The organism is Leptotrichia sp. oral taxon 498 (assembly GCF_002240055.1).
Taxonomy (GTDB): domain Bacteria; phylum Fusobacteriota; class Fusobacteriia; order Fusobacteriales; family Leptotrichiaceae; genus Leptotrichia; species Leptotrichia rugosa.
On the sequence record NZ_CP016753.1, the window covers coordinates 1,038,471 to 1,062,598 of the forward strand.

General features: G+C 29.8%; 28 protein-coding genes and 1 riboswitch. Of the genes, 18 read left to right on the forward strand and 10 right to left on the reverse strand.

Annotated features, from left to right (window positions below; translation table 11 throughout):
• Positions 1-12: 12 nt before the first annotated feature.
• From lysA to BCB68_RS05045, 8 genes are all read right to left on the reverse strand, one after another.
• On the reverse strand, positions 13-1,323 hold the full coding sequence (gene lysA, locus BCB68_RS05010; RefSeq protein ID WP_094079786.1) for a diaminopimelate decarboxylase: 1,311 nt from the start codon (positions 1,321-1,323) through the stop codon (positions 13-15).
• A 162-nt stretch (positions 1,324-1,485) separates the two neighbouring features.
• Positions 1,486-1,662, reverse strand: a riboswitch (Lysine riboswitch).
• A gap of 44 nt (positions 1,663-1,706) precedes the next feature.
• Positions 1,707-2,264 (reverse strand): ribosome recycling factor, encoded by a 558-nt coding sequence (gene frr / locus BCB68_RS05015; RefSeq protein WP_094079787.1) that lies wholly within the window; start codon positions 2,262-2,264, stop codon positions 1,707-1,709.
• Between the two features lie 19 nt (positions 2,265-2,283).
• Entirely contained in the window at positions 2,284-2,994 is a 711-nt protein-coding gene (pyrH, locus tag BCB68_RS05020; protein WP_094079788.1) for a UMP kinase, read from the reverse strand.
• A 68-nt stretch (positions 2,995-3,062) separates the two neighbouring features.
• Positions 3,063-3,944, reverse strand: coding sequence for a translation elongation factor Ts (gene tsf / locus BCB68_RS05025; RefSeq protein WP_094079789.1), 882 nt, complete (start codon positions 3,942-3,944; stop codon positions 3,063-3,065).
• A 273-nt stretch (positions 3,945-4,217) separates the two neighbouring features.
• Complete coding sequence (locus BCB68_RS05030; RefSeq protein WP_094079790.1) at positions 4,218-4,913, reverse strand: tetratricopeptide repeat protein; 696 nt, start codon at positions 4,911-4,913, stop codon at positions 4,218-4,220.
• 149 nt (positions 4,914-5,062) lie between these two features.
• Complete coding sequence (locus BCB68_RS05035; protein WP_094079791.1) at positions 5,063-5,260, reverse strand: PspC domain-containing protein; 198 nt, start codon at positions 5,258-5,260, stop codon at positions 5,063-5,065.
• A gap of 131 nt (positions 5,261-5,391) precedes the next feature.
• Complete coding sequence (gene rpsB / locus BCB68_RS05040; protein ID WP_094079792.1) at positions 5,392-6,171, reverse strand: 30S ribosomal protein S2; 780 nt, start codon at positions 6,169-6,171, stop codon at positions 5,392-5,394.
• 171 nt (positions 6,172-6,342) lie between these two features.
• Positions 6,343-7,683, reverse strand: a complete 1,341-nt coding sequence (locus tag BCB68_RS05045; protein WP_094080782.1) for a cobyrinate a,c-diamide synthase — start codon at positions 7,681-7,683, stop codon at positions 6,343-6,345.
• A gap of 255 nt (positions 7,684-7,938) precedes the next feature.
• Between BCB68_RS05045 and sufC the strand changes: the two genes are divergently transcribed.
• From sufC to BCB68_RS05115, 15 genes are all read left to right on the forward strand, one after another.
• Positions 7,939-8,685: a Fe-S cluster assembly ATPase SufC gene (sufC, locus tag BCB68_RS05050; protein WP_094079793.1), complete on the forward strand. Its 747-nt coding sequence runs from the start codon at positions 7,939-7,941 to the stop codon at positions 8,683-8,685.
• A gap of 43 nt (positions 8,686-8,728) precedes the next feature.
• Positions 8,729-10,141, forward strand: a complete 1,413-nt coding sequence (sufB, locus tag BCB68_RS05055) for a Fe-S cluster assembly protein SufB (RefSeq protein ID WP_094079794.1) — start codon at positions 8,729-8,731, stop codon at positions 10,139-10,141.
• A gap of 53 nt (positions 10,142-10,194) precedes the next feature.
• The gene (gene sufD / locus BCB68_RS05060) at positions 10,195-11,322 is read left to right on the forward strand and encodes a Fe-S cluster assembly protein SufD (protein ID WP_094079795.1); all 1,128 of its coding nucleotides are present in this window, start codon (positions 10,195-10,197) and stop codon (positions 11,320-11,322) included.
• Positions 11,323-11,533: 211 nt separating this feature from the next.
• Positions 11,534-12,733 carry a SufS family cysteine desulfurase gene (locus BCB68_RS05065; RefSeq protein WP_094079796.1) on the forward strand — a complete coding sequence of 400 codons (1,200 nt, stop codon included), beginning with the start codon at positions 11,534-11,536 and terminating at the stop codon, positions 12,731-12,733.
• A gap of 55 nt (positions 12,734-12,788) precedes the next feature.
• Positions 12,789-13,232 (forward strand): Fe-S cluster assembly sulfur transfer protein SufU, encoded by a 444-nt coding sequence (gene sufU / locus BCB68_RS05070; RefSeq protein ID WP_094079797.1) that lies wholly within the window; start codon positions 12,789-12,791, stop codon positions 13,230-13,232.
• Between the two features lie 630 nt (positions 13,233-13,862).
• Complete coding sequence (gene def / locus BCB68_RS05075; RefSeq protein WP_094079798.1) at positions 13,863-14,390, forward strand: peptide deformylase; 528 nt, start codon at positions 13,863-13,865, stop codon at positions 14,388-14,390.
• Positions 14,391-14,407: 17 nt separating this feature from the next.
• Positions 14,408-15,340 carry a methionyl-tRNA formyltransferase gene (gene fmt / locus BCB68_RS05080; RefSeq protein ID WP_094079799.1) on the forward strand — a complete coding sequence of 311 codons (933 nt, stop codon included), beginning with the start codon at positions 14,408-14,410 and terminating at the stop codon, positions 15,338-15,340.
• A 64-nt stretch (positions 15,341-15,404) separates the two neighbouring features.
• Positions 15,405-16,052 carry a redox-sensing transcriptional repressor Rex gene (locus BCB68_RS05085; protein WP_068155004.1) on the forward strand — a complete coding sequence of 216 codons (648 nt, stop codon included), beginning with the start codon at positions 15,405-15,407 and terminating at the stop codon, positions 16,050-16,052.
• Between the two features lie 12 nt (positions 16,053-16,064).
• A complete protein-coding gene (folD, locus tag BCB68_RS05090; protein ID WP_094079800.1) occupies positions 16,065-16,913 on the forward strand; it encodes a bifunctional methylenetetrahydrofolate dehydrogenase/methenyltetrahydrofolate cyclohydrolase FolD in 849 nt (282 codons plus the stop codon).
• Between the two features lie 19 nt (positions 16,914-16,932).
• Positions 16,933-17,067, forward strand: coding sequence for a hypothetical protein (locus BCB68_RS10960; RefSeq protein WP_257789800.1), 135 nt, complete (start codon positions 16,933-16,935; stop codon positions 17,065-17,067).
• A gap of 143 nt (positions 17,068-17,210) precedes the next feature.
• A complete protein-coding gene (gene accB, locus BCB68_RS05095) occupies positions 17,211-17,687 on the forward strand; it encodes an acetyl-CoA carboxylase biotin carboxyl carrier protein (protein WP_094080783.1) in 477 nt (158 codons plus the stop codon).
• Positions 17,688-17,727: 40 nt separating this feature from the next.
• Complete coding sequence (locus tag BCB68_RS05100; protein WP_094079801.1) at positions 17,728-19,011, forward strand: hemolysin family protein; 1,284 nt, start codon at positions 17,728-17,730, stop codon at positions 19,009-19,011.
• A gap of 13 nt (positions 19,012-19,024) precedes the next feature.
• Positions 19,025-19,477, forward strand: a complete 453-nt coding sequence (locus tag BCB68_RS05105) for an NUDIX domain-containing protein (RefSeq protein WP_094079802.1) — start codon at positions 19,025-19,027, stop codon at positions 19,475-19,477.
• A gap of 33 nt (positions 19,478-19,510) precedes the next feature.
• A complete protein-coding gene (locus BCB68_RS05110; RefSeq protein WP_094079803.1) occupies positions 19,511-20,041 on the forward strand; it encodes an adenine phosphoribosyltransferase in 531 nt (176 codons plus the stop codon).
• Positions 20,042-20,124: 83 nt separating this feature from the next.
• Complete coding sequence (locus tag BCB68_RS05115) at positions 20,125-20,451, forward strand: hypothetical protein (RefSeq protein ID WP_094079804.1); 327 nt, start codon at positions 20,125-20,127, stop codon at positions 20,449-20,451.
• Positions 20,452-20,641: 190 nt separating this feature from the next.
• Here BCB68_RS05115 and bioB read toward each other — a convergent pair whose 3' ends face one another.
• Complete coding sequence (bioB, locus tag BCB68_RS05120; RefSeq protein WP_094079805.1) at positions 20,642-21,661, reverse strand: biotin synthase BioB; 1,020 nt, start codon at positions 21,659-21,661, stop codon at positions 20,642-20,644.
• 118 nt (positions 21,662-21,779) lie between these two features.
• Positions 21,780-22,355 carry a biotin transporter BioY gene (locus BCB68_RS05125; protein WP_094079806.1) on the reverse strand — a complete coding sequence of 192 codons (576 nt, stop codon included), beginning with the start codon at positions 22,353-22,355 and terminating at the stop codon, positions 21,780-21,782.
• Positions 22,356-22,609: 254 nt separating this feature from the next.
• Here BCB68_RS05125 and BCB68_RS05130 point away from each other — a divergent pair, with 254 nt between their 5' ends.
• The 3 genes from BCB68_RS05130 to BCB68_RS10950 are packed head-to-tail and all read left to right on the forward strand — an operon-like array spanning position 22,610 to position 24,113.
• On the forward strand, positions 22,610-23,089 hold the full coding sequence (locus tag BCB68_RS05130) for a hypothetical protein (RefSeq protein WP_094079807.1): 480 nt from the start codon (positions 22,610-22,612) through the stop codon (positions 23,087-23,089).
• Between the two features lie 41 nt (positions 23,090-23,130).
• Positions 23,131-23,484, forward strand: coding sequence for an FAD:protein FMN transferase (locus BCB68_RS10945; protein ID WP_250645013.1), 354 nt, complete (start codon positions 23,131-23,133; stop codon positions 23,482-23,484).
• 8 nt (positions 23,485-23,492) lie between these two features.
• Positions 23,493-24,113: an FAD:protein FMN transferase gene (locus BCB68_RS10950; RefSeq protein WP_250645014.1), complete on the forward strand. Its 621-nt coding sequence runs from the start codon at positions 23,493-23,495 to the stop codon at positions 24,111-24,113.
• Positions 24,114-24,128: the final 15 nt, after the last annotated feature.

The window sequence follows — 24,128 nt, forward strand, 5'->3', positions numbered from 1 at the left end:
TTTTAATTTTTATTATAATTCAAAAATTTCATCATTTTTTATTAAATCTTCATAGTTTTCTCTTCTAACTGCCACCTTAGCTTTTCCATCTTTTACAAATACAACTGCTGGTGTTACCATTCTATTATAGTGGCTTGACATTGTGTAGCAGTATGCTCCAGTTGTCCCAACTGCCACTATATCTCCAATTTTAGTTGATTTTGGCAATTTTCCCTTGTTTATGATAATATCTCCCGATTCGCATAGTTTTCCAGCAAGTGTGATTTCTCTTGTGTCGGTGTCATTTGGATTATTTACAACACAGGCTTCGTATTCAGCTTGGTAAAGCGCAGTTCTTATATTATCTGACATTCCTCCGTCGATGAACACATAAGTTTTTCCGCCGACAGTTTCTTTTATTCCACCAACTTCGTAAAGAGTAGTTCCTGCATTTCCGACAATACTTCTTCCTGGTTCAATACAAAGTTCTTTAAATCCAATTTGGTATTTAATTTCCATTGCTTCTGTGTAGGTAATTATTTCAGATAGCACGTCTTCAATAGGTTTAGGGTCATCTCCCTCTTTGTAGTAAACTCCAAATCCACCACCCATATTTACAGTATGAACGATTATTCCTAACTCTTTTTTCAATTTGTCCAAATATTTGAAAATTTCTTCCAATGCAAAAATAAAAAATTTTGATTGAAAAATTTGTGAACCAATGTGAGTGTGAAATCCTTTAAAATCAATATAGGGACTATCGTTTAATCTTTTTACAATATCAATTAAGTTTTCTTGAAATAATGAAATTCCAAATTTTGAAGTAAGTCCAGAAGTTTTGATGTAATGATGTGTGTGTGCTTCGATTCCAGGATCAATTCTCAGTAAAACCGCCTGTTTTTTTCCTTTTTTTAGGCAAATATTTTCAATTTTAGAAATTTCATCTTTATTATCTACAACAATTGTGTCAATTCCATATTCAACAGCCATTTCAATCTCATTTATAAGTTTGTTGTTTCCATGCAAATGCACTCGTTTCATTGGAAATCCAGCTTTGTAGGCAGTATAAAGTTCTCCACCTGAAACGACATCTAAATCAAGTCCTTTTGATTCAATTAATTTAATCATTCCAGTTGTAAGAAATGCCTTTCCAGCGTAAGCTATTCTCGTTTTAAATCTTGTCGAATGAAAAGCGTGTTTCATTTTGTCAATAGTCGTTTCGATTAATTCCTGATCCATCACATAAAGAGGTGTATTAAACTCTTTTACAAGTTCTAGTGCATCAACTCCGCCGATGGACAAGTTTCCTTTTTCATTAATTTTTGAAGTTCCAAATAATTTCATTTAATTATTATCCTTTCATATTATTTAATTTATTTTTTTATTTTATTCAGCACCTTAAAGAAGTAATAAACTAAAAAAATTAATAATTAAAAATGCTGATAATAGCATATCAGCATATAAAACATACATTTATCTTTAACTTTTAATTTTAAATAATGAATTATATCTGACAGCTCCCCATTATCCTATTGATAATGACAGTTCTACGGATATTCTCCACAGACCCAGTATCAAAGCTGGTCAAACTTTGTACTTCGGCAATTATTCCTTTCAATTTATTTCATCAAATTGACCATTCTCCGTAAATCTACTTATAATAATTGCACCTCTATCTTTTTTATATTTATTATTATAACTAATTTTTTAACTTTTGTAAAGAATTTTTACACAGTTAATAATTCTTTTTCTTTTGCAGCGAGAGCTGTATCAATTGCAGCAATAAATTTATCTGTTGTTTTTTGAACTTTTTCTTCACTTGATTTTAGTTCATCTTCTGTAATTTCACTATCTTTTTCAAGTTTTCTTAATTTATTGTTGACATCTTTTCTTATGTTTCTTATGGCAACTTTTCCTTCTTCAGCTTCTTTTTTTACCATTTTTACATATTCTTTTCTTCTTTCTTCAGTTAATTCAGGCACCACTAATCTTATGATATTTCCGTCGTTTGAAGGATTAAATCCTAAATTTGCCTGTAAAATTGTTTTTTCAATGGTTTTTATTAGTGATTTGTCCCATGGGTCGATTACTAAAAGTCTTGCTTCTGGAGCTGAAATTGTCCCAACTTGATTAAGAGGAGTCGGTGCACCATAGGCTTCAACTGTAACACCATCAAGCATAGATACATTTGCTCTGCCTGCTCTTGTGTGAGAAAATCTTTCTTTTGTATTTTCAACTGATTTTGACATTTTTTCTTCAACTTCTTTTAAAATTGTATTTAGCATTTTTTTACCACCTTTTTATTTATTTTTTTACTGTTGTTCCGATAGTTTCCCCTTGCGCCATTTTTAAAATATTACCTTCTTGAAGTGCGTTAAAAACTACGATTGGCATTTGATTTTCCCTGCAAAGAGAAAGTGCGGCCGTGTCCATCACGCCTAAATTTTTTGAAATTGCTTCGTCAAATGAAACTGTATCATATTTTATTGCGTCATCAAATTTCATAGGGTCTTTGTCATAAATACCGTCAACTTTTGTACCTTTGGCAAGTACATCAGCCTGTATTTCCACAGCTCTTAGCGCTCCCGATGAATCTGTCGTAAAATAAGGGTTACTTGTTCCTCCCGCAAAAATTACAACTCTTCCTTTTTCCAAATGTCTTATAGCTTTTCTTCTGATAAAAGGTTCAGCTACTTGTGGCATTTGAAGTGCAGTCATAACACGAGTTGGCACTCCCAGATTTTCAATTGCATTTTGGAGTGCAAGTCCGTTCATGATAGTTGCAAGCATTCCCATTGTGTCGCCAGTAACTCTGTCAAAACCTTTCTCCATACCGCTTATTCCGCGAAAAATATTTCCACCACCAATTACGATAGCTATTTCTACACCTTTTTCATGGACTTCTTTAATTTGCTTTGCAAAGCTTTCCAAGACTTCGTTTGAAAATCCAAATTCCTTGTTTCCTGCAAGTGCTTCACCACTTAATTTTAAAAGTATTCTTTTATATTTTAACACAAAATTCAACCCTTTCGTAAACTTTTTTAAAAAAAGGGGACTTTATCCCCTTAGAGTAATTTAAATTATTATTGTCCCAATTGTGCAGCCACTTCTGCAGCAAAATCTACTTCTTCTTTTTCGATTCCTTCTCCAACTTTAAATCTGTCAAATGAAATAATTGTGCTTGGAGCGATAAATTTTTCAACAGTAACTTTGTCATCTCTTACATATTTTTGTTGAACTAGACAATTTTCTTCATAAAATTTTCTCATTTTACCTTCCAATATTTTTTCAATTATATTTGCAGGTTTTCCTTCAGCTGTTAATTGATGTCTTGCAATTTCTTTTTCTCTATCCAAGTCAGCAGTTGTAACTTGTGATTTGTCCAAATATTTAGGATCCATTGCAGCTACATGCATTGCAACACCTTTTGCTTTTTCAATATTTTCGTCAGTTGCTTCACCATTTACATTTAGTAAAACTCCAATTTTTCCGCCTAAGTGAATGTAAGTTTCGATAAATCCTGTAGTTGCAACTAATTTTAATCTTCTGATGTTCATGTTTTCACCAATTTTAGCGATTAATTCTGTCAAGTGAGTTTCGATAGTTTTTCCTTCGTGTTCAAATGCTTTTAATTCATCTTCACTTGTCAAATCGTGTTCCAAAGTTAATGTAACTAATTTTTCTCCAAAAGATTTAAATTCGTCATTTTTAGCAACGAAATCTGTTTCTGAGTTAAATTCCAAGATAGCACCTTTTTTTCTATCTTCAGAAACTGCTGCGAATACTAATCCTTCAGCTGCTACTCTTCCTGATTTTTTAGCTGCTTTAGCAATTCCTTTTTCTCTTAACCAGTCAATTGCTTTTTCGATGTCTCCATCATTTTCTCCTAGAGCTTTTTTACAGTCAAGCATTCCTGCTCCAGTTCTTTCTCTTAATTCTTTAATAAGTGCTGTTGTAATTGCCACTTTATTTTCCTCCTATATTATTTATTTCTAATTTTTGTTTTTTTTATTTTGTTTAATAATCAATTTATTAGTGAACTGCTCCAACTTTTAGAAGTTAGAGATTCTTGGGAATTATTTGCTTTTATTAGCCAAATATATTTACCAAGCTCTACGGACAGTCCCTGTCCTGATATATTTAGTATAATAAACTTTGTTATGAATATCAAGCAAAAATGCAATTCATCTCCCACTTATAGAAGTTGGAGACTTCTTACTATCTTTTTGTTAAAAAAATTATTTTGAAATATTTTTTAATATATTTAAGATTTCTGGATTTGTTTTATCAAATTCTAAAAATTCCTTTGCATATTTTTCTGCCATCTTATGATTTTTAGTACCACTATAATAAATTGCTAATCTATATATAGAATATGCATTACCAATTAATGCCATTTGTTTGTGTTCTCTAAGTTCTTTAAGTTTATCATGCGTAAAGCCGGCATCCGACAGTTGCTTTTCATATTTGTCTACTATGCTATTTTTTTCATTTTTCTCTTTAACAGTCAAATTTAATGATTTTAGATAATCTTCGTCACTGTATAATAAAAACAGTGAATACACTCCTGTGTCGTCATCTCCTAATTCAATTGCTTTTAAATAATACTTCTCTGCCTCTTTTTGATTACCTAGTATATCATAATCAGTTCCTATCTCTTCATAAGCGTAAGCATCATTTGGATATTTTTTAACATATTCTTTTAATAATGCAATCAGATTTTTCTTATCTCTCTTTTGAGTTAAAGCCATGTATTTATTTTTAAATTCAGTTTTTTCTTTTGAATACATATTCATAAGGCTTCCATCTACTGCAAAATATTGATTATCTATATTTGCCGTATAATTTGAAGTGCTCGTAGTTTTTTTCTGGCTATTTGCACCTAGAACACTTAAACTTGCTATTAAAAATAGTCCAATCAAAACTTTTTTCATAATCGCTCACCGTTTCTTTTTTATTTTTGACCAATAAAAATGTGAGTTCGTTTTTTATTAATTTAAACTTGCTATTTTTACAAGAACAGGGAAATGACTTTATTTCCCTATTGTATTTTATCTATTTAGCAAAGAATTAATTACTTTAATTATTGATATTCGTCTGGATTGTCTTTTAAAATTAAAGCACAGACGATGTATGGTAATATTCCAGTTCCAAATGCAGATGCAAAAATAATCCAGAGTATTCTTATAACATTTGAATCAATATTAAGATATTCAGCAATTCCTCCGCAAACTCCTGCTATTTTCCTATCTTTTAATGATTTATATAATTTTTTTTCCATAATATTTCCTCCTAAAATACATTTCATGGTAAATTATTTAACTAAAAGAAAAAGCAAATCTTCTCTAAAAAATTAAATAATTTTGTATTTTGGCACATCAAATTTTATATAGTATCTTTGATTTTTAAAAATTATTCTTCAGTTACTACTTCTTCTTCCACAACTTCTTCAGTAACTTCAAATTCTTCATCTAATGGAGCAGCAGTTTGGTCAGCGTTAGCTTCAACTCCACCGTTAGCTTCGATTGCAGCGTTTGCTATAACTTGAGAAAATAATCTTACTGATCTTATAGCATCATCATTTGCAGGGATTTTGTAAGTTACTAAATCAGGATCTACATTTGTATCGATTAATGCAATTACAGGAATTCCCAATTTTTTAGCTTCTTCCAATGCCAAAAATTCTTTTTTGATGTCAACAACGAATAGTGCCGCTGGCAAAGTGTTCATTTCTTTAATTCCACCGATATTTTTAGAAAGTTTTGCCATTTCTTTTCTTAATAATCCAGCTTCTTTTTTAGTGTAAGCTTCGTCTAAAGTTCCATCAGCATCCATTTCTTCTAATTCTTTTAATCTTTTTACTCTTTTTTTAATAGTTTCTAGGTTAGTTAAAAGTCCTCCTAGCCATCTGTGGTTTACATAAAATCCTCCAGCTCTTTGGGCTTCTTCTTTAATAGCTTCTTGAGCTTGTTTTTTAGTTCCTACGAATAAAATTTTTCCACCTTCTTCAGAAATTTGTCTTACAAATTCATAAGCTTTTTCAGTTGCTTCTAAAGTTTGGTGTAAATCCAAAATGTGGATTCCATTTCTTTCTGTGAAAATATAAGGTTTCATTTTTGGATTCCATCTTTTTGCCTGATGTCCAAAATGTGCTCCTACTTCTAATAATTGTTTCATTGTAATTACTGCCATTACTAATTTCCTCCTAAATTTTTTTGGTTTTTTCTCCCACTTTTCTTTTGCAACAGATTGCAGAATTTGCAACACCCTATTGCAAAATAATGCAAAGTGTGATTAATTCATAGTATTATAACATTGATATGTATTTTTTGTCAAACATAAAAATAAAATTAATTAATAGAATCACAATTCTTCAACTAAAAATTTAAAAAATTCTAAATTTGAGAAAAAAGAAATATGTGGATATCCTGCAAGAGAACTTTTTTTTCTATATCCACAATTCCATTTTCTATCGTCGTTTTTAAAAATTTTATAAAATGTAAAATTTTCTTTATTTTCAACTATTTCAGAATAGTGAAATTCATGTCCTTTTAATTTAATCTCATTTCCTGTTTCAATATTTATGTATCCAAAACGCTTGATATTAAGAGTTTCCCGCATTTTTATCTCCAAATCAAGAATTCCGCAAAAGTTATAATTCTCGCCGTTTAACAGATGGATTTTTTTAGCTAAGTACATAAATCCGCCACATTCCGCATAAATTTTTGTTCCTTTTTCAAATTGTTCCAAAATGCTTTTTTTCATAGAAGTATTGTCTTGCAGCTCTTTTGCAAAAAGTTCTGGATAACCACCGCCAAAGTAAATAAAATCAATATTTTCTGGAATTTTTTTATCGAAAATCGGACTAAATTCAATTATTTCAAAGCCGCAAAATTTTAATAAGTCAAGATTTTCCTGATAATAAAAAGAAAAAGCTCTGTCTTTTGCAATTGCAACTTTTTTGCCAAAGTATTTATTTTTCAAATTTTTAATTTTTTCCCAGTTCTCAAAAGTCATTTTTGGCTCAAAATTTTTAGCGATTTTTTTAATTTTTTTCAAATCCAAATATTTTTCTCCAATTTCACAAAATAATTTTTTTCGCTGCAAAATCTTTTTTTTATTTTCTTCGAATGCCAATTTCAGTCCCAAATGTCGACTTTCAAGCGCCAAACTCTCATTTTTTGGAACATACCCGAGACATTCAATATTTGTATATTTTTCTATAGCTTCTTTTAAGCTCAAATAGTGTCTTTGTGAACTCACATTATTTAAGATAACGCCACATATATTTATTCTAGGATCTAGCATTTTAAAGCCAAGAGCGATGGCGGCACAACTTGTAGAAATCGCTTTAGCACTGATTACCAAAATCACTGGAATATCTAAAATTCTTGCAACATGCGCTGTACTAAAATTGTCAAATTCATTGGAAAGTCCGTCAAAAAGTCCCATAACTCCTTCAATAACCGCAATATATTTATTTTGTGAATAAATTTCAAAGATATTTTTTACATTTTCTTCGCCAACCATAAAAATATCTAAATTATGTGACTTATTTCCTGTGAAAATCTCGTGATAAGTTGTATCGATGTAGTCAGGACCCACTTTAAAAGGAGCGACATTTGCTAGACAAGACATAAGAATGCTTGTAACTGTTGTTTTTCCGCTTCCACTATTTGTTCCAGCAATCAATACTTTTTTTATTTTTTTCATTTTTTCTTTTTCCCTTTCTTTAATTTTATTTATTCTTTTATAAAAATCATTTTTTTTATATTATTATACTTTATTTTTTTATGAATTTAAAATAAAATAATTTTAAAATTTTAATTATTTTAAATTTATAAAAAAAATAAATTATTTCATAATTGATTTTATTACAATTTTTTGGTAAAATATAATTGTCAATTTTGTTTGATAAAAAAATATTTATAAATAAAATATTTAGGAGGTAAAAATAAAATGAGTTTATTACAATTAAAAGATATAAGATCTGAAGTTGAGGGGAAAGAGATTTTAAAAGGTCTTAATTTAAATATCAACAAGGGGGAAGTCCATGTTATAATGGGACCAAATGGTGCTGGAAAATCTACGCTTGCAAGTATTCTGGTGGGAAATCCGAAACATAAGTTAATCGGTGGAGATATTATTTTGGATGGAGAAAATATTAACGATGATACTGTTGATGAGAGAGCAAAAAAAGGAATTTTCTTGTCATTTCAATATCCTGAAGAAATTCCGGGGCTAACAGTGGAAGATTTTTTGAGAACGGCAAAAGAAGCTGTAACTGGAGAAAAACAATATTTGATGCAGTTTCATAATGAATTAGAAGAAAAGATGGAAAAACTCCACATTAATCCAGAATACGCTCAAAGACATTTGAATGTTGGATTTTCTGGAGGTGAAAAAAAGAAAAATGAAATTTTACAGATGGCGGTTCTTGAGCCAAAATTGGCGATTTTAGATGAAACTGATTCAGGGCTTGACATCGATGCGACAAAAATTGTGTTTGAAGGTGTGCAAAAATTAAAGACAAATGATACAGCGCTTTTAATTATAACACACTACGACAAAGTTTTGGACTATTTAGATCCAGATTTTGTACATATTCTGATGGATGGAAAAATTGTGAGAACTGGTGGAAAGGAAATAGTTGAAGAAATTGAAAAAAATGGTTATGGAAAAATGAAAAAGCAATTTGGGTTATAGAATTTTAAGAGAAAAAATTAAAAAATGGAAAGTGTAGGAAATTATGGAAACAAGAAAAAAAACATATGTCGCAGATATTGAACGGGGAGTCTATGACATAAAAGACGAAGTTAAATACAGATATAAAGTTCAAAAGGGGTTGACAGAAGAAATAATTAGAAAAATTTCTGCTAGAAAAAATGAGCCGGAATGGATGTTAAATTTTAGACTAAAAGCGCTAGAAGTGTATAATTCAAAGCCGATGACTGACTGGGGTCCAGATTTGTCAGACTTGGATATGAATGACATAATTCACTATTTGGAGCCAGATTCTGCGCCAATGAATGAAAATTGGGACGATGTGCCAAGTTATATAAGAGATACTTTTGATAGGCTTGGAATTCCTGAGGCGGAAAAACAGTCACTTGCAGGAGTTGGAGCGCAATATGATTCAGAAGTTGTGTATCACAGTATTCATAAGGAATTAACTGAGCAAGGTGTCATTTATACGGATATTGAAACAGCCATCAAAGAATATGAAGATATTCTAAAAGAATATTTTATGACTTTGATCACAGTAAATGACCACAAGTTTTCAGCGCTTCACGGGGCTGTTTGGTCGGGAGGCTCGTTTATCTATGTGCCAAAAGGTGTGAAAGTCAATATGCCGCTTCAATCTTATTTTAGATTAAATGCGCCAGAAGCTGGACAGTTTGAACATACGCTAATAATTGTTGACGAAGGAGCGGACTTACATTTTATTGAAGGATGCTCTGCGCCAAAATATCAGAAAAATGCGCTTCACGCTGGAGCGGTTGAGCTTTTTGTGAGAAAAGGGGCTAGACTTAGATATTCTACGATAGAAAACTGGTCGAGAAATATGTATAATCTTAATACTAAAAGAGCACTAGTTGAAGAAGATGGTGTAATTGAGTGGGTTTCAGGTTCATTTGGGTCAAGAATTTCAATGCTTTATCCGATGAGTATTTTAAAAGGAGACCGTGCTAGATGTGAATTTACTGGAGTTACTTTTGCTTCAAGCGGACAGAACCTGGATACTGGTTGTAAAATTGTCCATATTGGAAAAAATACAACTTCAACAGTGCATTCAAAATCGATTTCTAAAAATGGAGGAGCTTCTTTTTATAGAGGACTACTAAGAGTTATGCCAGAAGCGACTGGAACTAAAGCGACAGTTGAATGTGAATCGCTTATGTTAGATAATATTTCGTCTTCAGATACGATACCTATAATCGACATAAGAAATGACAGCGTCGATATTGGGCATGAAGCTAAAATTGGAAGAATTAGTGATGAGGCAATTTTTTACTTGATGACGAGGGGAATTAATGAAGATGAGGCAAAAGCGATGATTGTAAGAGGATTTGTTGAGCCAATCTCAAAAGAGTTGCCGCTGGAATATGCAGTTGAGTTAAATAAACTTATTGAATTGGAATTGGAAGGGACAATTGGATAAATTTTTATATAAATAAATGTAATTAAATTATTAATTTATAAAGGAGAAATGGGATGCTAGAAAAGACAAGTTTAAAAAATCTTGAAAATAGCGAATACAGGCTAAAAGTTTTTGAAAAATATAAAGACTTGAAAAAACCTGACTGGAAAAGAGTTAAATATAAATATGAAGAACCGCAAGAATTTAAAAAGTTTGATAATTTTTCAACAAAAAATGAAAACCAGGAAGGTATGGAAGTAAAAGGGATTAATGATTCCCTAGAAGATTTGGAAAGATTGAAAAGTAATTATGAATACGGACTTGGAGAGTTTTTCAAATTGCAAAATTTTGCTTTTTATAATCAGGGACAATTTATTAAAATAAAAGAGAGAAAAAAAATTGAACATCCAATTTATTTGACTTATGTGGCAGATAAAGAAAATAATTTTTTAGTTGACTACAATGTGATTGAAGTAGAAGATTTTGCAAGTGCTACAATTATTATAAGCTATAATTCAAGTGACGATGCCGAAAGTTATCACAACGGAGTTATAAAAGTGTTTGCTGGAGCAAATTCAAATGTGAAAATAATAAAAATTCAAACATTGAATACAAAAAGCAGAAATTTTGAAAGCTCTAAAATTGAAGTGAAAGGGCAGGGAATCGTAAATTATTACAGCGTTGAACTGGGGGCGCAAGTAAATGCAGTTAGCCACACTTCATATTTATTGGAAGATAATTCACAGGCTTATGTATTTCCAGGATATTTGGCTGACGGAGATAGAAAAGTTGACTTGGAATATTCGACAGTATTTTACGGCAGAAAAACATTGGGAGACATTCACGGAAGAGGAGCTGTAAAAGACACAGCAACCAAAGTATTTCGTGGAAATATGTACTTTAAGCAAGGGGCTTCAAAATCGGAAGGAAGAGAAGGAGAATTTGCCATTTTGCTGGACAAAAATATAAATGTTCACTCAATTCCGACATTATTTTGTGATGAAGACGATGTAATTGGAGAACATTATGCGTCAATCGGAAAAGTCAACGAATCACAGCTGTTTTATTTGATGAGTCGAGGCCTATCTGAGAGCAGAGCCAAAAAATTAATTGTGGAATCGTCATTTAAACCAATATTAAATAATATCGATGATGAAACATTAAGAGAGCATTTATTAGAAGAATTGGAAGAAAGAATATAAAAAAATATAAAATTTGAAAAAATACCCACTGAGTGCTATACTTTAAAGTAGTAGTGAAGTGGGTTAAATTATATTTTTTAATAATTTAAAATAAAAAAATAAATAAAAAATACAAATAATATAAAAAATAAAAAAATTTAAAATAAAATAATATGATTTAATTTAAAATAAAATAAAATAAAACTCTTAAGAAAGGAAAAAAAAAATAAAAATGAATTATAAAAATAAATTTCCGATATTTTCAAATATAGAAAATCATTATTTAGACACAGCTGCAACTTCTCAAAAGCCAAAAGTTGTGCTGGATAAAATTAGAGAATATTATGAAAAGTATAATGGAAACCCTGGACGAGGGTCACATAAATTATCTGTGGAAGCACAGTCGCTGTTAAGTAATGCAAGAGAATGTGTGAGAAAATTTATAAATGCAAAAAGAGCCGAAGAAGTGATTTTTACAAAAAATACGACTGAAAGTATAAATTTAGTCGCTTATACTTATGGAATGAATTTTATAAGTGAAAACGATGAGATTATTTTAGGAATTTCAAATCATCACGCCAATATCGTGCCGTGGCAATTTGTGGCAAAACAAAAAAAAGCTAAGTTAAAATATATTTATCTTACAAAAAATGGACAATTTGACTTAGAAGAGTTAAAAAGTAAAATTTCTGATAGAACTAAAATTGTCGCAATTTCTGCGGTTGTGAATGTAACAGGTGTAATTCAGCCGATAAAAGAAATAATTGAGATAGCTCACAGTAAAAATGCTCTGGTTTTGGTTGATGCAGCACAGTCAATGCTTCATTTTAAACACGATGTGCAAGAATTAGATGCAGATTTTTTGGTATTTTCAGGACATAAAATTTTTGCACCTATGGGAATTGGTGTGATGTATGGGAAAAAAGAGATTTTGGATAAAATGCCACCATTTTTGTATGGCGGGGATATGATAGAATTTGTTACAGAACAGGAATCAACTTTTGCGCAGTTACCGAATAAATTTGAAGGTGGGACTCAAAATGTGGAAGGAGCTGTGACTCTGGAAGAGGCGATTAAGTTTATTTGCGAAATTGGGTATGAAAAAATTGAAAAAATTGAGGAAAATTTGGCAAATAAAGCACTAGAAGAATTAAATAAACTTGATTTTGTGGAAACTTATTTTACAAAAGATGTGGAAAGAACAGGAGTTATTGCGTTTAATGTGATTGGAGTTCATTCGCACGATGTTGCATTCATCTTGGATTCTTTTGATGTAGCCGTGAGATCAGGTCATCACTGCGCACAGCCACTTATGAAATATATTGGAGTTGCGTCATGCTGTCGTGCTAGTTTTAGCATTTACAATGATGAAAGTGATATTCAAAAATTAATTGAAGGACTTTTGAAAGTAAAGGAAGTTTTTAAATTGTAAAAAATTGAGAATTAAAAATTTTAGAAAATAAAAGAATAAAAAGGAGATATTAAAAATGGATTTGGAGAGAATTTATCAGCAGACAATATTGGAATATAGCCGTAGAAAAGAATTAAATCACGAAATGGACAATCCGACTTATGTGGAGAGAGGTCATAATCCCAATTGTGGAGATGACTTGACATTGGAATTAAAAGTGGAAAATAATGTCATTGTGGATGCGGCATTTATCGGCTCTGGATGTGCTATTTCAACTGCTTCGATGGCAATGTTAATTGATTTGATAAAAGGAAAAACTTTGGAAGAAGCAAAAGAAAAAGTTGACATTTTTTTTAAAATGATGAGCATAGACGAAAATAAAGAAAAATTGACAAAGGAAGAAATGAAAAAATTAGGAGATGCAGTGCTTTTGGAATATGTGGCTAAAATGCCTGCTCGAGTAAAATGTGCTACACTTAGTTGGCACTCACTAAAAGTGATTGTAGAAAATAAAAAATAGAAAATTATTTAAAAAAATACAAAGAATAATAAATTTTGAATTTTTTTAGTATTTTTATAAAATGAATAGAGTATTTAAGGTAAATAAAAACTTCTATTTTAAGTTTCTTATTCAATCCACGAAGTTAATAAAATAATTTATTTTTTTAAGCAGAAGTGCTCATCGCCGCACCCCTGCACCCCGGCTAGTCTTCGACATTTTTATGCGCTGACAAAAAACTCGCACTAATCGTGCTCAGACAGTTTTGTCAGCACATAAAAATGCTCCGACGGTTTAAATTTTACTACCATATAAAAGTGTCGTGATTTTTTGGGAGTAAAGACGACTGTTTGAACGAAGTGAGTTTCGGCTTTGCTTCCAAAAAATGCTTAGACGAGCGTGGGGATTATAAGGGGAAATGGCGGCCCTTTCCCCTTATGTAAAAAAATAAAAAACTATACTAAATAAAATAACATCTTGTAGACAAAAATAAATTAAAAAATATTGAAATTAAAATTTGCCCGTAAAATTTTTACGCTATCTTTATAAAATAAAAAAATTGTAAAAATTTTTAAATATATGGTAAAATAATAATAAAAAAGAAAAATAAAAAAACAAGAAAATAAAATTAAGGAGAAAAAATTAAATATAATGAAAGAATTAAAAATAGTTTTATTTGGACATCCAACTTTGAAAAAAGTTGCCGAGAAGGTGGAAAAATTTGATGATGAACTGAGAGAAACATTGAATGAGATGGTTAATTTGATGAGAAAAGCTAATGGAGTGGGACTTGCAGCAAATCAGGTCGACATTCCTAAAAGATTTTTTGTGCTGGAATACGAAGGAGTTTTAAAAAAGGTCGTTAATCCGGAAATATTGGAATTTAGTGTGGAAAAAGTGGATTTTGAAGAAGGGTGCTTGAGTATTCCTGGAATTTATAAAAAGGTTGTAAGACCTAAAAAAATTAAAGTTAAATATTTTGATGAAAATGGGATTGAAGTTCAAGAAGAACTTGATGAAATGTGGGCTAGAGCATTTCAGCACGAACTTGATCATTTGGGCGGAATTTTGTTTACAGAGCGACTTTCTGTTATGAATAAAAGGCTTGTTGCAAAAAAAATAGAAGTTTTGAAAAAAGATTTTAGCAAAGGTAGAATTTATAGGGAAGATTTGGATTAAAAAAGGAGTGAATTTTTTTGAAAACAATATTTATGGGAACGCCGGAATTTGCGATTCCAAGTTTGAAAGTTGTGGCAAAAAATACGGATTTGAGAGCAATTTTTACAAAGGAAGATAAAGTAAATGCCAGAGGAAATAAAATAATCTTTTCGCCAGTGAAGCAGTTTGGAATTGATAACGAAATTGAAGTCATTCAGCCAAAAAAAGTTAAAGATGAAAAAATAATCAAAAAAATAAAAGAGATAAATCCAGATTTAATCGTAGTTGTAGCATATGGGAAGATTTTACCAAAAGAAATTATAGATATACCAAAATATGGAATAATCAATGTCCATTCTTCGCTTTTGCCAAAATACAGAGGTGCTTCTCCGATTCACTCGGCAATTTTAAACGGTGACACGGAAAGTGGCGTGAGCATAATGTACATTGAGGAAGGACTAGATTCTGGCGATGTGATACTGCAAGAAAGCTGTGATATTTTGGAGAATGATACGCTTGGAACTTTGCATGACAAATTAAAGGACTTGGGAGCGATAGGGCTTGAAAAGGCGTTAAAATTGATTGAAGATGGAAAAGTTGAAGCTACAAAACAGGATGAAAGTCTTGCAACATTTGTTAAACCTATTACGAAAGAACAGGCTAAAATTGATTGGAACAATACAAAAGAAGTGATTTTTAATCAAATTCGAGGGTTAAATCCATTTCCAGCGGCGCACACTTTTAATGAAAAAAATGAAAATATAAAAGTTTATAAAACTGAAAAATTAGATAAAGAATACGAAGGGAAAAATGGTCAGATTGTCGATATTATAAATAAAAAAGGACCTGTTGTAAAAGTTAAAAATGGAGCTTTAGTTTTGCTCGAAGTGAAATTTCAAGGAAAAAAACTGCAAAGAGGAGCAGATGTCATTAATGGTAGAAAAATGGCTATTGGTGAGTGTTTAAAATAGTTATTTAGTAAAAATAAATTATAAATATTATAAAATTTTGCATATTTTTGAAAGGAGTGGTGGAATGAAATTTAAAAAATTAGAGATTTCAGAAAAAGTGATTCAGAGATTGACGGAATATCTATCAATTTTAAAAGATGTTCAAAAATATGAAAATGAAATTAACTCGATTGAGCTTTCCAAAATAATGAATACGACATCAGCTCAAGTCAGAAAAGATTTATCAACTTTTGGAGATTTTGGTGTGCGTGGAAAAGGATATGATATTTCTAAATTGATTGAAATCATCGAAGATATTTTGGGAATAAATAAAGTTAATAACGTCATAATCGTTGGACACGGAAAAATGGGAGAAATGATCTCGTCTAACAGAAATGTCTTGGGAAAAGGTTTTCAGATTGTTGGAATTTTTGACAAAGATAAAAATAAAATAGGAAAAGTTGTTTCTGACAATCTTGAAATTCGTGATGTCAATGATGTAAAGGAATTTAGAGAAAATTTCTGTGGGGAAGTTGATACGGCAATTCTTGCGGTTGTAAAGGAACAGGCGCAATTTGCGGCAGAACAGCTTGTGAAAAATGGAATAAAAGCTATTTTGAATATGACGACTTACAAACTTGAGCTAGGTTCAGATATAACAGTTGTAAATATTGATATTTCGGCAAAATTGCAAGAATTAAATTTTTGGAGATTGAATAAAGAAGAAAAATAAAATGGAGGTCTTATGGGAAAAATTATTGATGGAAAAGCGCTTTCACAAAAAATTTTTGAAAATATAAAAGAAGAGCACGATAAAATTAAAGAAAAAATTGGGAGAAGTGCGGGACTTGCAGTAATTATAGTCGGAGAAAATGCGGCTTCGCAAGTGTATGTGAGAAATAAAATAAGAGCTTGTGAAAAAGTTGGATTTTATTCTGAAAATATAAAATTACCAGAGAACATTACGCAAAAAGAGTTGCTTTGCGAAATAAGAAAATTAAATGAAGATAAAAAAATTGATGGAATTTTGGTGCAATTGCCACTTCCAAAACATATTGATGAGCTAAAAGTCATAAATGAGATTGCAAGCTCAAAAGATGTGGACGGATTTCATACTGAAAATATTGGAAAAATGATGATAGGCGACAAAACAGGATTTTTACCATGCACGCCATACGGAATTATGCAGATGTTTGAAGAATATGGCATTGAGCTTCTTGGAAAAGATGCAGTAATTGTTGGGAGAAGCAATATAGTTGGAAAGCCACTTGCACTGCTTTTAATTCAAAGTGGAGCAACTGTCCAAGTTTGTAATTCAAAGACTAAAAATTTAAGTAAGAAATTGCAAAAAGCTGACATAGTTGTCGCAGCCGTTGGAGTTCCAAAATTGATAAAAGGTAAAGATATAAAAGACAATGCAGTTGTGATTGACGTTGGAATAAATCGTGTGGATGGAAAGCTTTGTGGAGATGTGAATTTTGACGAAATTTTTGAAAAAGCTAGTTTTATAACACCAGTTCCTGGCGGAGTAGGGCCTATGACAATTGCAAGCCTTATAAAAAATACATTTAAAAGTTATAAAAGTAAATTATAAAAAAGGAAGTGCATTAATTATGCCAACATATACAATTAGAATAAAAGATAGACAGACAGGAAAAATATTGACGATTAAAATAGCGGCAAAATCTATTCAAGAAGCAAAACAAATAGCGTCAAAAGATTATGGAGTTGCTTATGAAATTTTATAATTAATATTTTGAATAAAGATCAGTAAAAAACTGGTCTTTTTTTATAAAAATAATAATTGATTAATATTTTTATTGTTATTTATTTAAAATCAATGTATAATATAGGAGTAAAAAATTATGAAAAAAAGAAAGCGAGAAAATTAATGAAAGAAAAAATTAAATTTATTAAAGAACTGGCACAGAGTATGAATGAAAATAAAATTGAAACAGTGAAATATGAAGAAAATAATTTTGAAATTATACTAAGTAAAAAGAAAAAAGAAAAAAATGTTATAGTCAGTGCGGGAGCGATTCCTCAAAATATAGTTTCAAATACAGTGCCAACACAAGAACAAGTTGTGGAAGTGCAAGAGTCAAAAACAAGTGAAGAAACTGAAGAAATTACGGGAAATAAAATTACTTCACCAATGGTTGGGACTTTTTATTCGGCACCGTCGCCAAATATGCCACCGTTTGTAAAAGAAGGGGTAAAAGTAGAAAAGGGACAGACACTTTGTATTGTTGAAGCAATGAAACTTATGAATGAAGTAAAATCAACAGTTTCAGGAACAGTAAAAAAAGTATTAGTAAAAGATGGAGAGGCAATAAAAAAAGGACAAACTTTAATGATAATTAAATAATATTTTTTGAATAGGTTTATTAAAAAAGAAGGGATAAGATTTGGAAGAGAAAATAATATCAATAGATATTGTGTTATTAATAGTTATGCTATTTTTTACAGCATTTTTATCAACGGCTGAATCAGCTCTTTTGTCACTTAGGCAAATTCATTTAATTGATGGTGACAACGAAAAGAATGTAAAAGAAGAAAAACTTTTAAAATTATGGCTAAAAAATCCAAATGAGCTTTTGACGACACTTTTATTTGTAAAAACAATTTTGTGTTCTTTTCTAATTTTTTTAGAAATAAATTTAATAAGGCAATTTTTTGAGAAAAAATTATATTTTTATTTAGTATTTTTTGTTTTCTCAATAATAATTTTAATATTTGCTGAAATGATTCCAAGACTTATTGCGAGAGTAAAAGTATATGAAATTTCAAAAGCTGCGATAATTCCGTTAAATACATTAAGAATTGCGATAAAACCGATTATTTCACTTTTTATCCATATTTCACGGTTTGTTATGAAAATATTTAAAATAGAAGTGAAAGATCAGATGTTTGAAATAACAGAAGAAGAAATTTTGACATTTGTAAAAGCAGGAACTCAAAGTGGAGCGATTGAAGAGGGCGAAGAAGAAATGATTTCAAGCATAATAGAATTTGCTGATATGACTGTGAAAGAAATTTTGACACCGAGAAGAGATATTTTTGCGCTGGATTCTGAAAGCAAGCTAGAAGATGTCTGGGAAGAAATTTTAGAGCAGGAATTTACTCGAATGCCGATTTATACCGGAACAATTGACAACATTGTAGGAACGGTTCACATAAAAGATTTACTTCGTTATGCAAATGACAAGAGCAGTGGTAATCTTTTGGTGAAAGAATTTATGAAAGAAGCATATTATGTGCCGATCACAAAGTCTCTTGTGGAACTTTTGGAAGAATTTAAGACAAAACAGCTTCATATGGCAATTGTGATTGACGAATATGGTGGAACGCAGGGAATTGTAACAATCGAAGACTTGCTAGAAGAAATTGTTGGAGAAATTAGGGATGAATTTGACAAGGAAGAAGAAAGTATTCAGAAAATTCGAGAAAAGATATTTGATGTAAAAGGTGATACACTTATTGAGGAAATAAATGAAAAACTTGATTTAGATATTCCGCTATCTGAGGAATATGACACAATATCAGGTTACATTCAAGATAAATTGGGAAAAGTTGCCGATGTCTTTGACCAGATTAAAGAAGATAACTTTGTTATGAAGGTGCTGGATACTGACAATAAAAGAGTGGAAAGAGTCAGAATAGTTATTTTAGAAAAAAAAGAAGAAGAATAGGAGAAGTAAAAAAATGGAAGAGCTAAGACCTCGCATAAGGGTAGCAGGAATACTTATTGAAGATGATAAAATCTTATTAATTCAGCATCAAAAAAATGATAAAAAATATTGGCTAATTCCAGGTGGTGGAAATGACTGGGGAGAGAGCACAAAAGAAGCTGTAATTCGTGAATATAAAGAAGAAACAAATCTTGATATAAAAGTCGACAAATTTCTCTTTTTTTCTGAAACAATTTCGCCAGATAAAAGTCGACATGTGCTAAATTTATTTTACAGAGTTCACAGGGGAAATAGAGATAATAAATTTATGAAATTGGGAGATGAAGCTGTACTTGCAGATTTAAAATTTTTTGGAAAAGATGAGATAAAAGATTTGACAATTTATCCAAATATTAAAGATAATCTTGTAAAAATAATGAATGGAGAAAAAGTTGAAAGTTATTTGGGAAATTTATGGAATGACTAGAAAAATAAAAAAAGAAAAAGAGGACAAAAAGAGATGAATAAAAAAGAAAAAGAATTTGTTAAAAATTTAGTGAGAAGTGTAGAGAACTTCCCTGAAAAAGGTGTAATTTTTAGAGATATTACAACGGCTCTTAAAAATAAAGAGGGATTACAAATTATTATAAAAGATTTGACAGAGAGATATAAAGATAAAGGAATTGACTATGTTGTAGGAGCTGATGCCAGAGGATTTATTTTCGGTGCTGCAATTGCTTATAATATCGGAGCAGGATTTGTTCCGGCAAGAAAACCTGGAAAACTCCCTGCCGAAGTTGAAAGCGTGGAATATAGCTTGGAATATGGTAAAAATAGTATAGAAATTCATAAAGACGCTTTTTCAAAAGGTGATAGAATTTTAATAGTTGACGATTTACTGGCAACTGGTGGAACTGCCAAAGCAATGGTTCAATTGGTGGAAAAATTAAGAGCTAAAGTCGTGGAATTAGCATTTATGATAGAACTTGCAGATTTAAAAGGAAGAGAACTTTTAGATGGATATGAAGTATATTCTCAGCTAGTTTATTAATATCAAAAAAAGTTTAATATAATTTAAAACAAAGAAAACAGGAGTATACTTATTTAAATAAAAAAAGAAGCGGAGGAATAAAAATGAAAATAAAAAAATATATACTAGTATTTTTAGTTATGGGATCAGCACTAAGCTTTTCATCTTCTAGAAGATTAAAAAGATTGGGAAAAAGAATTTCAAATATAGTTAAAAAAGATAAAGACAAAGAAACAACTAATAAACAAGGTACAGGTGATATTTTTAAAAAAATTGAGAAAAAAGATAAAAACAAAAAAGATAAAGAAGACGAAAATGTTAATAGAGCTGGAATAGATGAAGCGATTAAGAAGAAAAAAACCGATGAAAATTCGCCAAAAACAAATATCAAAGGTACTTCGGAAGGTAATCGCTACAAAAATAATCAATAATTTGAGAGTGTCTGGAATTTTGTTCAAACTCAAAATGCAATATATGGTACAGGATGATAATTTTTATCATCCTGTTTTTCAATTCATTTAAAACATTTAACAAGCACTTGCTTGGTTCACTTTATTCTATCCAGAATCCTAGAACCTCGTTAAGTAAATTCTTAAGCATATCTTTAATATCATTCGTATTTTAAATTTTATAGCCTAATTCTGTTACCATATTCTTATCTTTTTCTATTGTTGTTCCTGTAGTTGTTAAGAAATTTCCTGTAAGTGCAGAATTAATTCCACATTTTAAACCAGTTTTTACATAATTTCCTAATTTAATTCTTCCTCCAGCATATCTTAAATGAGTTTTAGGCATAATAAAACGGTAAATAGATATAGTCTTTAAAATTTCTAATGGCTCTACTGCTTTATTATTCTCAAATGGAGTTCCAGGGATTGGAGTTAAAATATTTATCGGAACAGAATTGACTTTTAATTCTTTTAAATCAAATGCCATATCAATTCTATCTTCAATAGTTTCCCCTAATCCAAATATTCCTCCACTGCAAACGTTTAATCCAATTGCTTTTGCATTTTTTATCGTATTAACTCTATCATCATAAGTGTGAGATGTACAGACATTAGGATAAAATCTTCTCGATGTTTCTAAATTGTGATGATACATCGAAATACCTGCATTAGCCAATTTTTGTAACGCTTCTTTTGTACAGATGCCATGAGAAGCGCAAAGACTTAATTTTTTAGTGTGTTCTCGCATAAATTCATAAATTTCAGCTAATTTATACAATTCTTTTTCATTTCCATTAAATCCTCTACCGCTTGTTACAAGTGAAAATCTATGAGCGCCTTCGTTTTCATTTCTTTTGGCTTCGCAAAGCGCTGTTTCTTTTGAAATAAGACCGTAGACATTTACTGCTGTTTTAAAATGAGTTGACTGTGCACAGAATTTGCAATTTTCAGAGCATTTCCCAGATTTTGCGTTAATAATAGTGCATAAATCAAAATTTTCTCCACAAAATTTTTCTCTAATTTGATTCGCTGCTTCAAAAAGCAAGTTTAAAGTTTCGATATCATCATTAGGAATTTTTGATAAAAAGATTGCTTCTTCATGAGTTATATCGTATTTTTCATTTATAATTTTATTTTTTAAATTTGATATAAATTTAACTAGTTCAGTTTGATTATTATTATTTTTCGACATTTCTTTTTTTCCTTTCTTTGTATTCAAAAAATTGTATTAATGGAAGATACAATAATATAAATAAAAAATCTCCTAAAATTTTTATAAAGGAGATTTTTTGTTCAACAAATAAAATAACTTAATTTTTATTTTTTTTTATAAATTTCCATAATCTTGGAAATAAAAGAGTTGCAGCAACTGCTTTTAACATATCTCCAGGAATAAAAGGAAGTACACCGGCCATAAATACATTTTTAATAGGCACAAATAACATCAATACTAATGCACCTAATACAAAAATAATGACACTTACAAGTAATAGTGAAAGAAATGTCTTTACATAAGATTTTGCAATACCTTTATCGAATAAAAAACCTAAAATTAATGCAGCTGCAATATATCCTAAAATATATCCTCCTGTTGGTGAAAATAACGAACCTGCTTTAAATCCAGCAAAAATCGGAGCTCCTAAACTACCCGCTGCAACATAGGAAAGCACAGTTGCTGTTCCCAATTTTCTACCGTATAACAATGCTATTAACATTACTCCAAATGATCCTAGTGAAATAGGTACAGGAGTAAAATAAAGCGGTATTATAAGTTGCGACATTATTGATAAAAATATAACTCCGCTTAATACCAAAAAGATACTTTTTAAAAATTCTTTTTCTTTTGTTTTAATTTTTATACTGTTACTTAAAATATTTTGTTTCATAAAAATACCTCCATTATTTTTAATTTTGTAGTATTATAACACCTGTTATATAAAAAGTCAATAAATTTTTTTAATTAATGCTTAATTGCTGTTAAACAATATAATAATAAATCAAGTGCAACAAAAAGCAAAAATTTTTTATTCAGTTTAAATTCATTTTTTTATACATATGAAATGAAATAAAATAATTTAAAAAAGTAAAAACAAAGAAAAGTGGACTATAATATTTTGATAAAAATGAAATGGAGATAAAAATGAAAAATATAAAAAAAATAATATTATTTTTAGGAGCAATAGCTCTTATCGGATGGGGAAACTACGTCAAACAAAAATCTAAAATAGTAGAAGTGACCACAAATAATCCTTCTGGAAATATAAATTCTTTAGGAAATAGCACAACTATTGAAAATAAATTGCCTGAGAGTTCAACTTCTTCTAAAGGAAAAGATGAAAATAAAAATTTCATAAAAAAAGAAAATAAAAGAGCCGAAAGAGCTTCATCTTCTTCTAAAGTACAAAAAGAAGTTAAGCAAAATAATGAAAAGATTGAACAAAAAACAAAAGAAAGAGCAACTTCTTCCAAGAATGAAAATCAAAATAAAAATCCAGAAAATAAAAATAATTTAGAAATTCAAAAAGAAAATAAAGATTCTGGAAAAGCATCTAATGAAGAGAAAAAAACAAACCCAATTGAAGTAAAAAGTTCTGAAGGAACAGCTTCTAATAAAAATTAATAAAATTTATAAAAAAATTATAAAATTGTTCAAGGAAAAAAATGGAAAGAGAATATAAAGTGCAAACTAGATTTTTATTTCACACAAATATTAAGATAAAAATTCCTGATAGCTTTGAAAATAAAGTTTTTGATGAACTATTTGAAATTTTGGAAGATGTGAATAAAAATTATAATTCGTATTCAAAAAATTCTTACATTGATAAAATTAATAAAAATAACGGAAAATTTGTGCAAGTGAATGAAGAAACTGTGAATTTATTGGAAAAAGTAGTGCATTTTTCTGAAATTATGAATGGAGAATATGACATAACTATAATGCCACTTATAAAACTATGGGGATTTTATAAAGAAAATTCTGTAAAATTCCAGAAAATCTTGAAATTAAAAAAATAAAAAAATTGGTGGATTATAAAAAAATTATTATCGATAAAAAAAATTTAAAAGTAAAAATTGATAAAAATCAAGAAATTATAACAGGTTCTTTTATAAAAGCATATGCGATTGATAAAGCTATTCAAAAAATGAAAGAACTTAAAATTGACGACGCCATAATTAATGCTGGTGGAAGCAGTATTGTGGCTATTAACGGATGGGGAATTATTGTAGAAAATCCTGAACCTGAGAAAAAATTGTTAAAAAATGATGATGGAAAAATTTTGAAAATTACAAAAGAAAAGTATGAAGGAAATGACGAATATAATGATTTATTTGAGATAGAAATAAAAGACTTAACATATTCTACTTCAAATCAGGTAAATACATTTTTGGAAATTGATGGTGAAAAATATGGTCACATAATCAGTCCCAAAACAGGATTTCCTGCAAAAAACAAACAGATTGGAATCATTACTGAAAATGCTTTTTTTGGAGATATGATTTCAACTGGACTTTATAATCAAACTCCTAAAAATTTTCATGAAATAATAAAAAAACTTTCAAAAGAAATAAAAATTGAAGGATATTTGATTGATGAAAATGGGGAAATACATTATACTGACAGATTTTTAGAATATGTTAAATAAAAAATTTAAAAATTT